The organism is Shewanella sp. 433 (genome assembly GCF_059338565.1).
This window is the reverse complement of the sequence record NZ_CM181703.1, coordinates 3700656-3714425: the sequence shown is the minus strand read 5'-3', so window position 1 is coordinate 3714425 and position 13770 is coordinate 3700656. Positions and strand designations below refer to the sequence as shown.

12 protein-coding genes are annotated in these 13770 nt (G+C 46.6%); all 12 read left to right on the top strand.

The window, feature by feature from the left end:
• The first annotated feature begins 72 nt into the window (after positions 1–72).
• The gene (petA, locus tag AC5YB1_RS16455; protein ID WP_475515859.1) at positions 73–663 is read left to right on the top strand and encodes a ubiquinol-cytochrome c reductase iron-sulfur subunit; all 591 of its coding nucleotides are present in this window, start codon (positions 73–75) and stop codon (positions 661–663) included.
• A complete protein-coding gene (locus tag AC5YB1_RS16450) occupies positions 663–1877 on the top strand; it encodes a cytochrome b (protein WP_475515860.1) in 1215 nt (404 codons plus the stop codon). Before petA ends, AC5YB1_RS16450 begins: the two co-directional genes overlap by 1 nt.
• Positions 1877–2578 (top strand): cytochrome c1, encoded by a 702-nt coding sequence (locus AC5YB1_RS16445; RefSeq protein ID WP_475515861.1) that lies wholly within the window; start codon positions 1877–1879, stop codon positions 2576–2578. The genes AC5YB1_RS16450 and AC5YB1_RS16445 overlap by 1 nt, the downstream gene beginning before the upstream one ends.
• 106 nt (positions 2579–2684) lie before the next feature.
• Entirely contained in the window at positions 2685–3314 is a 630-nt protein-coding gene (sspA, locus tag AC5YB1_RS16440) for a stringent starvation protein SspA (RefSeq protein ID WP_475515862.1), read from the top strand.
• Between the two features lie 2 nt (positions 3315–3316).
• On the top strand, positions 3317–3772 hold the full coding sequence (locus AC5YB1_RS16435) for a ClpXP protease specificity-enhancing factor (protein ID WP_475515863.1): 456 nt from the start codon (positions 3317–3319) through the stop codon (positions 3770–3772).
• Positions 3773–3949: 177 nt separating this feature from the next.
• Positions 3950–4525 carry an anthranilate synthase component II gene (locus tag AC5YB1_RS16430; RefSeq protein WP_475515864.1) on the top strand — a complete coding sequence of 192 codons (576 nt, stop codon included), beginning with the start codon at positions 3950–3952 and terminating at the stop codon, positions 4523–4525.
• 169 nt (positions 4526–4694) lie between these two features.
• A complete protein-coding gene (locus AC5YB1_RS16425) occupies positions 4695–7169 on the top strand; it encodes a S9 family peptidase (protein WP_494521665.1) in 2475 nt (824 codons plus the stop codon).
• A gap of 209 nt (positions 7170–7378) precedes the next feature.
• On the top strand, positions 7379–8524 hold the full coding sequence (locus AC5YB1_RS16420; RefSeq protein WP_494520043.1) for an HDOD domain-containing protein: 1146 nt from the start codon (positions 7379–7381) through the stop codon (positions 8522–8524).
• A gap of 408 nt (positions 8525–8932) precedes the next feature.
• Positions 8933–10150 (top strand): aspartate aminotransferase family protein, encoded by a 1218-nt coding sequence (locus tag AC5YB1_RS16415; RefSeq protein WP_475515866.1) that lies wholly within the window; start codon positions 8933–8935, stop codon positions 10148–10150.
• 133 nt (positions 10151–10283) lie between these two features.
• A complete protein-coding gene (astA, locus tag AC5YB1_RS16410) occupies positions 10284–11303 on the top strand; it encodes an arginine N-succinyltransferase (RefSeq protein WP_475515867.1) in 1020 nt (339 codons plus the stop codon).
• Positions 11304–11312: 9 nt separating this feature from the next.
• A complete protein-coding gene (gene astD / locus AC5YB1_RS16405; RefSeq protein WP_494520042.1) occupies positions 11313–12773 on the top strand; it encodes a succinylglutamate-semialdehyde dehydrogenase in 1461 nt (486 codons plus the stop codon).
• A 104-nt stretch (positions 12774–12877) separates the two neighbouring features.
• The gene (locus AC5YB1_RS16400) at positions 12878–13672 is read left to right on the top strand and encodes a DUF1338 domain-containing protein (protein WP_494520041.1); all 795 of its coding nucleotides are present in this window, start codon (positions 12878–12880) and stop codon (positions 13670–13672) included.
• Positions 13673–13770 lie beyond the last annotated feature (98 nt).

Below are 13770 nucleotides of genomic sequence, written 5' to 3'. Positions count from 1 at the left end.
TGTGCTTTGGGGTAAAACCCCAATATCAAATTTTTTAAAACAAAAATTCCAACACTCTCTGGAGATAAGTGGATGAGCAATGCGCCAGTCGATACCGGACGTCGCAGATTCCTGACCGCAGCAACCGCCGTAGTAGGTGGTGCTGGTGCCGTCGCTGTAGCGGTTCCTTTTATAAAGTCATGGAATCCGAGTGCCAAAGCGAAAGCTGCAGGTGCACCGGTTGAAGTAAACATTAGTAAGTTAGAGCCGGGTCAGTTGATCCGTGTTGAATGGCGTGGAAAACCTGTATGGGTTGTCCGTCGCACCGAAGAGATCTTACAAGGTCTTGCTACTCACGATGAGAAATTACGTGATCCTGGTTCGAGTGAAGAACAGCAACCTGCCTATGCGCAAAATGCGGTTCGTTCAATTAAGCCTGAGTACTTTATCGCTGTAGGTCTTTGTACTCACTTAGGTTGTTCGCCTACGTATCTACCGGATACTTTTGGTGAGCAAGTCGAAGGTGTGGCCTCTGGTTTCTTCTGTCCATGTCATGGTTCAAAGTTTGATATGGCAGGCCGTGTATTCCAAGGCGTTCCAGCACCCTTAAACCTTGTTGTTCCACCTCATCAATACATTGATGACGGCAACGTAATTATCGGTGTCGATCAGGGAGCTGCGTAATGGTAAAGAATATTATTGATTGGATTGATGCAAGAATCCCCATGACGGCCACCTATAACCGTCATGTTGGACAATATGCAACACCAACAAACTTTAACTTTTGGTACTTCTTTGGCTCGCTAGCCATGCTAGTGTTAGTCAACCAGTTACTGACTGGTATTTGGCTAACCATGAACTATGTACCTACCGCTGAGGGTGCGTTCGCCTCTATTGAATACATCATGCGTGATGTTGAATATGGTTGGTTACTGCGTTATATGCACTCCACTGGTGCCTCTGCATTCTTTGTCGTTATCTATCTGCACATGTTCCGTGGTCTTATCTACGGCTCATATCAAAAGCCTAGAGAGCTTCTCTGGTTGTTTGGTATGCTAATTTTCCTTGTGTTGATGGCCGAAGCCTTTATGGGTTACCTACTACCTTGGGGACAGATGTCTTACTGGGGAGCTCAGGTAATTATCTCGCTATTTGGCGCGATCCCTGTGATTGGTGATGACCTAACGCTTTGGATCCGTGGTGACTTTGTTGTTTCAGGTGCAACACTAAACCGTTTCTTCGCACTGCATGTGATTGCACTCCCATTGGTGCTAGTCGTATTGGTATTCTTGCACTTAATTGCGCTACACGAAGTGGGTTCAAACAACCCTGACGGTATCGAAATTAAGAAGAATAAAGATGAAAATGGTTGGCCAAAAGATGGCATTCCATTCCACCCTTACTACACAGTAAAAGATATTATGGGCGTCGCAGGCTTCCTAATTGTCTTCTGTTATGTATTGTTCTTTATGCCTGAAGGCGGTGGATACTTCCTAGAGAAGCCAAACTTCGAAGCAGCTAACCCGATGAAGACACCTGAGCATATTGCGCCAGTTTGGTACTTCACGCCTTTCTACGCGATTTTGCGTGCGATTCCTGACAAGCTGTTAGGGGTTGTGGGTATGGGCTTAGCGATTGCTGTGTTGTTTGTTTTACCTTGGCTAGATCGTTGTAAAGTTAAGTCGGTGCGCTACCGTAGCATGATCCACAAGCTTAACATTGGTCAGTTCGCTGTATCGTTTGTTGTCTTAGGATACTTGGGTGCGGTTCCAGCCACGCCAGCGCTAACCATTGCGGCTCGTATCTTTACTCTGACTTACTTCGGTTTCTTCTTAGCGCTTTGGATTTACAGCAAGAATGAGAAGACCAAGCCTGTACCAGAGAGGTTGACTCACTAATGAAAAAATTATTGATTGCATTAATTACATTGGTGCCATCACTTGCCTTCGCTGCAGGTGGTTCAAATGTACATTTAGAAAGTGCCAACATCGACCTAAAGGATACTGAGTCACTGCAACGTGGTTTAGATAAATTTCAGCACTATTGTGCTGGTTGTCATAGCACTCAGTATCAGCGTTATAACCGTGTTGCCGAAGATTTAGATATCTCATTAGACGATATGCGTAATAAGTATATGGTCGTTGAAGGAGCTAAAGTTGGCGATTTGATGGAAAACTCGATTCCTGAAGTTGACGCGGCAAAATGGTTTGGTGCAGCGCCGCCTGATTTGACTCTGGTAGCTCGCGTGCGTGGTGAAGATTGGATCTACACTTACCTTAAGAGCTTCTATCATGATGAGAGTCGCCCATTTGGCGTGAACAATACCGTCTTCCCATCAGTGGCCATGCCTCATGTGATGCAAGAACTGCAAGGCCTATCGGTTAAGCAAGAAGATGGTAGCTTTGTGACAACTGGCGGTAAGCTTACTGCAGAAGAGTACGACCAAGTAGTGCGTGACATCACGGGATTCCTTGTTTATTCAGGCGATCCGGTCAAACTTGAGCGTGAAAGCTTAGGTTGGTGGGTGATGGGCTTCCTGTTCATTTTCTTTATCGTGGCTTATCTGTTAAAGAAAGAATACTGGAAAGATGTACACTAACCCCTAATAAAGGTTAGAATGTATTATCCGCATATTCCAAACGGGGGGCTTTGCCCCTCGTTTGTTTTTGCTTTTTTAGCTTTCGACTTAATTTTGGAGGGTATCAATGGCTGTTGCTGCCAATAAACGCTCAATCATGACCCTGTTTTCAGGCGCTGACGATCTCTATAGCCACCAAGTACGTATCGTATTGGCGGAAAAGGGCGTTACCGTTGATGTTCTACAGGTTGACCCTAATGAGATGCCTGAAGATCTTATTGAGCTAAATCCATACAATACAGTTCCGACATTAGTTGATCGTGAGCTAGTACTTTATAACTCGCGTATTATTATGGAATATTTGGACGAGCGTTTTCCTCATCCGCCACTAATGCCTGTTTATCCTGTATCTCGTGGTCAGACTCGTTTGATGATGCACCGTATAGAAAACGATTGGTACACCTTAGTAGATCGTATTCGTAAGGGGGATCGTGCCGACGAGGCGCGTAAACAGTTGCAAGAGAGCTTAACCTCAATTTCGCCAATCTTTAATGAAATGCCTTATTTTATGGCGGAAGAGTTTGGTCTGGCTGATTGTTATTTAGGTCCGCTATTATGGCGCCTGCCTGTACTGGGTATCGAGTTAGATAGCCGCACAGCCAAAGAAGTTAAAGCCTATATGACGCGTCTATTCGATCGTGAGTCATTCAAAGCATCATTAACAGAGTCTGAGCGCGAAATGCGCATGGGTATCTAAAAATGAAACCGATGACACCTAATCGTCCGTACTTGCTGCAAGCATATTATGATTGGTTGATGGACAATGAGCTAACGCCACATGTAGTGGTTGATGCTTATGTTCCAGGCACTCAAGTGCCTCAGCAATATGTTAAAGATGGACAGATTGTGCTGAATATTACCGCCAGTGCGGTGGGTAATTTACAGATCGGTCACGATGCTATCGAATTTAGCGCTCGTTTTGGTGGTGTGCCTCAGCAAGTTGTTTTACCTATGGCATCCATCGTGGCTATTTATGCACGAGAGAATGGTGCGGGGACGGTATTCGACCAAGAAGAAGCCTATCAGATTGAACTTGAGCCAGAAGAGACAGGCCTATCGGTAGTCGAGCAGAAACCTGCGCCAGCGACGTCTTCAACACCTGAGGGTGATGAAGCTAAGCCTAAGCGCCGTGGTCATCTAACGGTCGTTAAGTAGCAATACGTTTAACTGCATATTACAAAAAACCAGCCAAATGGCTGGTTTTTTATTGCCTACTCTTTGTCGAGTTGGGCATTGAGCTCATGGGGTTTGCTAGTGGATGAATAGTTAACTTCTCTGTGTTAGCATCTGCGCCACAAGAACAACCTCACGACCTTAGGCTAGTAGCAGTATATGCTCTTAATGATCGACAATTACGATTCATTTACGTATAACTTAGTGCAGTATTTTCAGCAGCTCGGGCAGGAAATCATAGTTAAACGCAATGATGAGATCACCCTAGCACAAATTGAACAGTTATCGCCTCGCTTACTGGTTATCTCGCCGGGGCCTTGCTCACCTAATGAGGCGGGGATTTCATTGGCTGCTATTAGCCATTTTGCTGGTAAATTGCCGATATTGGGTGTCTGCTTAGGTCACCAAGCCATTGCTCAGGTGTTTGGGGCGAGTGTGGTGCGCGCCAAACGCGTGATGCACGGCAAAACCAGTCGTATTACCCATAGTGATAAAAGGTTGTTTGCAGGGCTAAATCAACCGTTAACTGTGACTCGGTATCACTCACTGTTAGTCGACAGTGTACCGAAAGATTTTGTACTCGATGCTTGGTTTGACGATCCGCTTCACGGACGCGAGATCATGGCGATGAGCCATTGCTCTCTACCTATCTATGGCGTTCAGTTTCATCCAGAGTCGATTTTGACAGAGCAAGGGTTGGAGTTACTAAAGCGCTTTATCGATATGGCGGCTTAACTTAGGTATAGGTGCATATTTTACAGCTTACCTGCATTTTCTTTTTCAAACTGTTACAACATTTTTACTTGTCCTTCCGCGTTTTTAGTCCATTTTGTGATATAAAAGGCAGCAAAATAACTGCCATGCAGCGACAGCTGTTTATGCAAAATAATAAGAAGGAAGGATGATGATGGGTGCTTTTCGTGGTTTTAGCCTCAGCCTATTAACGCTCGCCATGTTGGGTGGCTGTGCTACCTCATTGCAAGAAAATTCAGCAGAGACGACAACCTCTGCGCCAGTCAACTTGGCTGCACCGCCAAGTATTGGCCACCCACTCACACTCAAGCAAATAATGGCCAATCCTGATTGGATGGGGATTTTTGCCAAGGGCGAATATTGGAGTGATGACAGTCAATCGATTTATTTTGCCAGACAGGCCCATGGCGCACCGATTAAGACCTATTATCAGCAGCGTCTAACTGAGCCCAGTGCTAATGAGTTAGCATTAGAACAATTACATGCCGCGTCACAGCAACACGGGGTTTTGGACAACGCTAAAACACGTAAAGCCTACCTTTACCAAGGCAATTTGTTTGTTAAAAACCTGTTGTCAGGCCAAGTGACTCAGTTGACGCGTCAAAATATCGCTATCGATGGGGTGCGGTTCCTAAACAGTGGCGATATCGCTTATTGGCAAGGCGATGATATCTTTAAGATCCATCAAGACTCTGGTTTGCTGGAGCAGATGGCTAATATCAAGATGGCTATAGAGCCCAAAGGGGTAGAGGAGCCATCAAGCTACATTGCCAAGCAACAACACAGATTGATTGAGTATGTGGCCTTGCAGCAAGAAAATGCTATCGCAAAGCAAACCTATCAAACTCAGCTGGCCAAGAGCGATCCAACCTTATCGGCCAAAACCTGGTATTTAGGTGATAAAGAGGTAGTGACCCAGTTAAGCCTGTCGCCAACGGGACGCTATGTTTTATTGTCGCTGCGTGACAAGGATTATAGCTGGCGTGCCGAGCATGACATCATGCCTAATTACCTAGGTAAGGATGGCTATGTTGATGCTGTTCCTGCGCGAGCACGGGTTGCAGAAGACAAGCATCCAGGCGAGCGTTTAGTGTTATTAGATCTGCAAACCCGAGATAAAAAAGAGATCACTATCGAGGGATTAACTGGTTTTGATGACGATGTCTTAGCCAAGGTTAAAGCTGAAAATGCGCAAGCTAAGGGCGAGCGTTACCAGAGCCAAACCTCCCCGCGTAAGGTGCAATTAATGCAAGATTGGGGTTGGTCTCAAAGCGCCATTCAATGGCAAGCTACGCAGGATAAGGTCGCAGTAATGCTGGAAGCGATTGATAATAAAGATCGCTGGCTTGCCACACTCGATATCAACCAAGGGCGTTTAGTTACCCAGCACAGATTGCACGATGATGCTTGGGTAAACTACAACTTTAATCAGTTTGGTTGGTTACCCAATAGCGATAGCCTTTATTATCTGTCTGAAGAGACTGGTTACTCTCATCTCTATGTAAAAGCAAAGGGGAAGGAGGCTACGCCACTGACTCAGGGGAAATATGTTGTTAGCGATATCATCCTTGGCCCTAAAGCGGAGTTTATCTACTACAAGGCCAATAAACAGCACCCTGGGATCGATAATGTTTATCGGGTTGAGATAGCCTCGGGGAAAGAGCAGCAGTTAACCCAGTGGAATGGTCAGCTCGATTACCAACTTAGTCCTGACGGCACTAAATTGCTGCTTAATGCATCTCGTCGTACTCAGCCAGCAGAGCTGTTTGTACAGGCCATTGATGGTGAGTTAACTCAGCTAACCCATTATACCAGTGATGCCTTTAAGCAATATCCGTGGCAAGCGCCCGAAGTGGTTGCTGTGCCGTCAACCCATGGCGCCGATGATGTTTATGCGCGAGTGTATTTACCTCAAGGGTATGATAGCGCCAAGGCGGATAAGTATCCGGCGGTGATCTTCAATCATGGCGCAGGTTATCTGCAAAATGCCCATTATGGCTTCTCGGGTTATTTTCGAGAGTTTATGTTTCATAACTTACTGACTCAAAATGGTTATGTTGTGATGGACATGGATTATCGTGGGTCCAAAGGTTACGGTCGTGATTGGCGCACCGCGGTTTATCGAAATATGGGGCACCCGGAGGTTGAAGATTTAAAAGATGGCGTTAGCTGGATGACAAGTAACGTCAATGTTGACGCTGAGCGCGTCGGCACCTACGGGGGATCTTATGGTGGGTTCCTCACCTTTATGGCGTTATTTACCGAGCCTGAACTATTTCAAGCAGGAGCAGCTCTGCGCCCTGTGAGCGACTGGGCACATTACAATGCGCCTTATACCTCTAATATTCTTAATACACCAGATGTGGATGCTATCGCCTATGATCGCAGCTCACCGATAGAGCACGCCCAAGGGCTTAACAAGCCATTATTGATCATGAGCGGCGTACTCGATGATAACGTCTTCTTCCAAGATAGTGTACGTTTAGTACAACGTCTCATTGAACTGGAGAAGCCAATGTTTGAAACGGCTATCTATCCGGTAGAGCCCCATGGTTTTCGTCAACCATCGAGTTGGTTAGATGAGTATCGTCGAATCTTTAAGCTGTTCGAACAAGAGCTTAAATAAAGTAATAACACAAGGCTTCCTATCGGAAGCCTTTTTTATATCGCAAAATAAATAAGTTAGCTTAAGGGGATACTGTTTTGCCATTCCCATTCAGGTTCTTAGTCACGAAAATGTCTGTTTTATGGTGTTACAGCAAGCTGTCTGGCTGGGGATTTAGTGTAATATAGCGCAATTAAGCGTTAATCTTGGCCTGTCATAAAGGGGTTTAGGTGGGAAAATCTGTTTCAGGTGGTGTGCGTCCGGGCATCATTGTCGATATTGAACATCGGCTGTTAAAGCAACTGATTGTGGGAAAACAAACAGCGACAACATCGATGTTTGATGAACTCGATCGTGAGCTCGAGGGCGATGCCAATAAGCTGGCTATCGAACGTGATGCGATATTTGAGCGTTTATCTAAGCAAATTCAAGCCAGACAAGTGTTTGAGACTGTATCGGCACAGCTCATTAGCACGGTTAATTCCACTTTAGATAACCAATTAGCCTCACCCGAGCAATTGCTGCCACAATCGGGGCTCAATGAGAGTCAGATGTTGATGCTGGAGGTGCTACATCAACAAAATCTGGATATCAATCGTTTAAGGCTGATCATGAACGATCTGCCTTGGCTGTGCCGTGACCTAAGCAATATCGTTAACAGTCCTTCTTTTAGGCAAAAAAGGCAGCAGCGCTCCGATGTGAAAGTGACCGACTTGAAATTAGTGCTTAATTTTATTGGTATTGAAAATCTGCGCCAAGTGATCCCCTATTTTTGTCTACGAAATTGGCTGCCCGCCGCCAATGCCAACTTGCTGTGGACCACGCGTAAATTATGGCGCTATTCGATGCTCACCGGCATCGCGGCTAAAGCTTTGGCTAAGCTTAATGAGCAAGACGTGGCCTTTGCTTATAGTTGCAGCTTGTTATACCAGTTAGGCACTTCAGTGGTGCTTAAAAATGGTGCAAAAGTGTTTGAAACTGTCTGGGGTAATTGGCTCAGAGAGGCCAGTGCTAGTCGAGATAAAGAGCTGTATGATGCTGTATTAGCAACTGAATTTCCAGCCAATAACATTTATCAGCAGGCATTGCAGCACGCCCATAAACTTAACTGGCAACTACCGAGCTTGCTTGATTTTACCGCGAGCCCCTTGACTCAGGTACAAATTGAACTCGATACCCATTTAGCTTACAGCGAGTTATCGACCTATGCCGCCTTAGTCGCGCGCGCGAGCTGCTTTGCTAAGGTGATGATGTTAGAAGAGATGCGCTTAATCACCCCAAAAGAAAAGTGCTTAATGTTTGATTATTATGAATTATCAGAGCAAGAACTGCTCAGGCTCAAGGGGCAAAATTACCGTAAGTTAGATCTCTTATAAGCTCACTCAACCCTCTTTGATCAGCCAAGGCTGTCGTCGATAGTCTTGGTGGTTGTAAATGAATGCAGATGTAATCAATTTCCTCGTTACGCCATCGTTAATAAATGTGTATATATTCATTATTACTGCATTGTTAATGGTTTTGCAGTCAACTAAGTTTTTTTGTGACTAAATATGCTGTAAACCCCGCCTTTAAACGCTTGTATAAGTCATAAAGCCAAATCTTTATGCATTAATCGTGCACCTGTTCAAGGTGTATAGTGTTAGAAACTAGTATTTTGTTCACATTTTCGTTATTAATGTCATCTAAGATAACTCAATAACCGTCGTCGTTGCAGGTCATTGTCACGACTAAAGGCGGGTACGAATGGTTTTTAAAGCCATCGACAACAAAGAAAGGATAGAGGAATGAGCGTTAACAACAAGCTAACCCGAGCCCAGTTTGATGAAGTTATGGTGCCTAATTATGCACCTTCTGCCGTGATCCCAGTGCGTGGTGAGGGAAGCAGAGTATGGGATCAGGATGGCAATGAGTTTATCGACTTTGCCGGTGGCATCGCGGTAAATTGTTTAGGTCACTGTCATCCAACATTGGTTGCAGCGTTAAAAGAGCAAGGCGAAAAGCTTTGGCATCTTTCGAATGTGATGACTAACGAACCTGCCTTGGCGTTGGCGACTAAATTGGTCGATGCCACTTTTGCTGAAAAAGTCTATTTTGCTAACTCTGGCGCCGAAGCAAACGAAGCGGCGCTTAAATTGGCTCGCCGTTATGCGCTAGATAAATTTGGCGCAGGTAAAGAGCAAATTATTGCGTTCGATAAAGCCTTCCATGGCCGAACTTTCTTTACTGTGACGGTTGGCGGCCAAGCGGCATATTCTGATGGATTTGGTCCTAAACCTCAGGGCGTGACGCATTTACCGTTTAATGATATTGCCGCGCTTGAAGCTGAAGTATCAGATAAAACCTGTGCGATTATGCTTGAGCCTTTGCAAGGTGAAGGTGGGATTATTGATGCCTCACCTGAGTTTTTGGCTGCGGTACGTGCATTAGCCGATAAGCATAACGCCTTGGTTATTTTCGATGAAGTGCAAACCGGTGTAGGGCGCTTAGGTGCGCTGTATGCTTACATGTTGACCGACGTGGTGCCAGATATCCTCACCACGGCCAAAGCCTTGGGCGGCGGCTTTCCGATTGCAGCAATGCTGACTACCACTGAGATTGCCGAGCACCTTAAAATCGGCACTCACGGCTCAACTTACGGTGGTAATCCGTTGGCGTGTGCCATAGGTAATGCGGTATTGGATGTGGTTAATACACCTGAAGTGCTTGATGGGGTTAAACGCCGTGAACAATTGCTGCGTGATGGCCTAAACAAGATCAATGACAAGTATCAAGTCTTCGCTGAAATTCGTGGCAAGGGTTTGTTGATGGGCGCGGTATTGAATGAGCAATATCAAGGTCGTGCTAAAGACTTCTTAGTTGCAGGTATCTCACAAGGGCTTATGAGCCTGATTGCCGGTGCCAATGTGATCCGCTTTACTCCTTCTCTTGTGATCCCTGAGGCTGATATTGCCGAAGGTCTGGTGCGTTTCGAGCGCGCGGTAGCTCAAGTGGCTGCAGACTAAGAGGCGAAAAAGCGCGAGGCTCCATTATCGCGCTTTTTTGTTAGCATAAATTCTTGGCTCTCAAGTGCATTTTCGGCACATACCTGCCGTGCTGCCTGTACTTGAGCGCCTTGATAAGTGAGGAGACTCAAAGATGTTAATTATCCGCCCCATCCGCTCGAGCGATTTTGCTGCGCTGTACCACATAGCAGAAGAATCTGGCCATGGATTTACGTCTTTACCCGTCAATGAGGAGTTGCTGCGCAATAAGATTGCCCGCTCAGAAGCCTCATTTGTAAAAACTATCGACAAGCCATTTGATGAAGGTTATCTGATGGTGCTCGAAGACACCGACACCCAAGAGGTGGTGGGTACCTGCGGTTTAGAAGCCGCTGTGGGCATGGTCGATGCGTTTTATCATTATCGTTTAGGCACCGAAGTGTACCACTCGGAGCAAATTGACGTGCGCAATGAGGTTGAGACCTTAACCTTATGCCACGATTACACTGGATCAGCCGAGCTTTGTACTCTGTTTTTAGGCGACAAATACCGTAAAAATAATAATGGCCGCATGCTGTCACGCAGCCGTTTTCTATTTTTAGCCCAACATAGCGATCGCTTTGGTGAGACGGTGATCGCCGAGATGCGTGGCGAGAGTGACGCCGAGGGGAATTCCCCTTTTTACACTTGGTTGCAGCAACACTTTTTAGGTATCGACTTTGTGCAGGCCGATTATCTGTCAGGCCTAGGGCAAAAAGCCTTTATGGCAGAGATGATGCCTAAAAACACTGTGTATGTGTGTATGTTGCCAGAAGCCGCGCAAAAGGTGATTGGCGAAGTGCATACTAATACGCGTCCGGCGCTAAATCTGCTGCAAGCTGAAGGCTTTCGTTGCCGCGGGTATGTGGATATTTTTGATGGCGGCCCCACGGTCGAATGCAATATTAATGATATTCGTTCGGTCAGAGAAAGCCGTTTATTGACGGTCAAGGTCGGAGATATGCCGCCCTCTGACAGTAGTTTTATCCTCTCAAATACTTTGTTAGCCGATTATCGCGCCACATCAGCCAAGCTGGTTGTCAGCGATGAGACCGATGAAGTGATTCTCTCTCCTGAGCTCGCGGCCGCATTAATGGTTGCCACAGGCGATCCCATCCGTGTCTTAGCAATGTAGGAATAACCAATGACTCAATTTATTAACGGCCAGTGGGTTGCCGGTCTTGGTCACGATGTGACCTCAACTAACCCAGCAAATAATGACATTATCTGGCGCAGCAAAACGGCGACAGCAGAGCAGGTTAATCAAGCCGTTGCAGCGGCGCGCGCGGCACAGTTTGACTGGTTTATGCTTGGCTTTGATGCACGTTTGGCGATTATTGAAGCTTACCGCGCCGAACTTGAGGCGCACAAAGATGACATCGCCGAAACCATCGCCCAAGAAACCGGTAAACCTCAGTGGGAAACCGCTACCGAAGCGGGGGCCATGATAGGCAAAATCGGATTATCCGTTACCGCTTACCATAAACGCACAGGCAGCAGCGAGAGTGAAACTCCAGCTGGACGCGCTGTATTGCGTCACAAGCCCCATGGGGTAGTGGCGGTGTTTGGCCCCTATAATTTCCCTGGACACCTGCCTAATGGGCATATAGTGCCTGCACTATTGGCGGGTAACACTGTGGTATTTAAGCCGTCGGAGTTAACGCCTAAAACCGCTGAGCTGATGCTAAAACTGTGGCAACAAGCGGGTTTACCAGCCGGAGTGATTAACCTAGTGCAAGGCGAGGTCGACACAGGTAAAGCCTTGGCATCACATCCGCAAATTGATGGCTTATTCTTTACTGGTAGTTCGCGCACGGGTCATCTTTTGCATCAGCAATATGCAGGGCATCCGGGTAAGATTTTGGCATTAGAGATGGGCGGCAATAATCCACTTATCATCAAAGATGTCAAAGACACTAAGGCCGCGGTGCACGATATTATCCAGTCGGCTTACATCTCTTCTGGGCAGCGTTGTACCTGTGCTCGTCGACTCTACATAGAGCAAGGCGATGCCGGTGATGAGTTACTCAATCAACTCGTGCAAGCGGTCAAACAGATCAAGGTCGGTGCATGGAATGCTCAGCCTCAACCCTTTATGGGCTCAATGATCTCAGAGACTGCCGCCAAAGGCATGGTGGCGGCGCAGCGTAATCTACTTAACTTAGGTGCTACCTCGCTGGTGGCGTTAACGCATCTAGAGGCAGGTACCGGGCTGGTTTCTCCTGGGCTTATTGATGTCACTCAGGTGATTGAATTACCAGATGAAGAATATTTCGGCCCGCTACTGCAAGTGGTGCGTTATAGCGATTTTGATCAAGCGATTACGTTAGCGAACGCTACCCGTTATGGTTTGTCTGCAGGGCTACTTGCCGACAGCCGTGACGATTATGAGTATTTCTTAGCGCGTATTCGAGCTGGCATCGTTAATTGGAATAAACAGATCACAGGGGCGTCGGGCGCGGCGCCATTTGGTGGTGTCGGCGCATCGGGCAACCACAGAGCCAGCGCATTTTATGCGGCCGATTACTGTGCCTATCCAGTTGCCTCGGTAGAAGCCGATGTGGTGAGCTTACCTGTGACACTCAGCCCAGGTTTAACGGTATAGCGCTCAATAGATGGGGGACCTTATTCCCCCATGTTTATAGACTAGCTGCAAGTTTATTGGCGACATAATTAACGGACAATAGATGCCGTTTAAGGATGAAATTGATGCACACAGATGTAAACCAGCTTTTTGCGTCCCTGTGGGATGATTATGTTGAAATGACCCCTTCTGCCGCAAAAGTACACCAACTCTTGGGTAAGGGTGAGCCGATCATTAACGATCACATTGCCCTGCGTACCTTTAATCTCGACAAGGTTAATTTAAGTGTGTTGGCCAACCATTTTGAGTCTTTGGGGTATGTAGCGTGTGGCGACTACCATTTCGAAGCCAAGAAACTTAAAGCAAAACACTTTGAGCACCCTGATGCGACTCAGCCTAAGGTGTTTATCTCTGAGCTATTGGTGGAAGAGTTTAGCCCGCAGTTGCAAGCCATAGTGAAAGACTTGGTCGACCAAGTCGATGTTGCTGCCACCACGGCGGATAACTTCCTCTATTCTGGGTGTCACTGGACGCTGGATATTGCCACCTATGAAGCCTTACTCGCTGAAAGTGAATATGCCGCTTGGGTTGCCGCCATCGGTTACCGAGCTAATCATTTTACGGTATCGATTAACCATTTAGCGGGGGTCGAAACCCTAGCTGAGGTTAATGAGATCCTAAAAGATAACGGTTTTGTGCTTAACTGTGTGGGCGGTGAGATTAAAGGCTCGCCAGAGGTGTTACTTGAGCAATCATCGACCATGGCCGATAAAATAGAGGTGAGCTTTAGCGACGGGCAGAAGACGATCCCTAGCTGTTTTTATGAGTTTGCCTTGCGTTACCCTAAAGCCGACGGTGAGCTTTACACCGGCTTTGTGGCGGCCTCTGCGGACAAGATTTTTGAAAGCACCAATAGTTAACTGCCCTGTGGTGTAGCGAGCGAGTATCAGCTTGCCTCAACGCACTAAAAAGCCGATGTTGAAACATCGGCTTTTTTATTGGCTTAATGCTACTCATT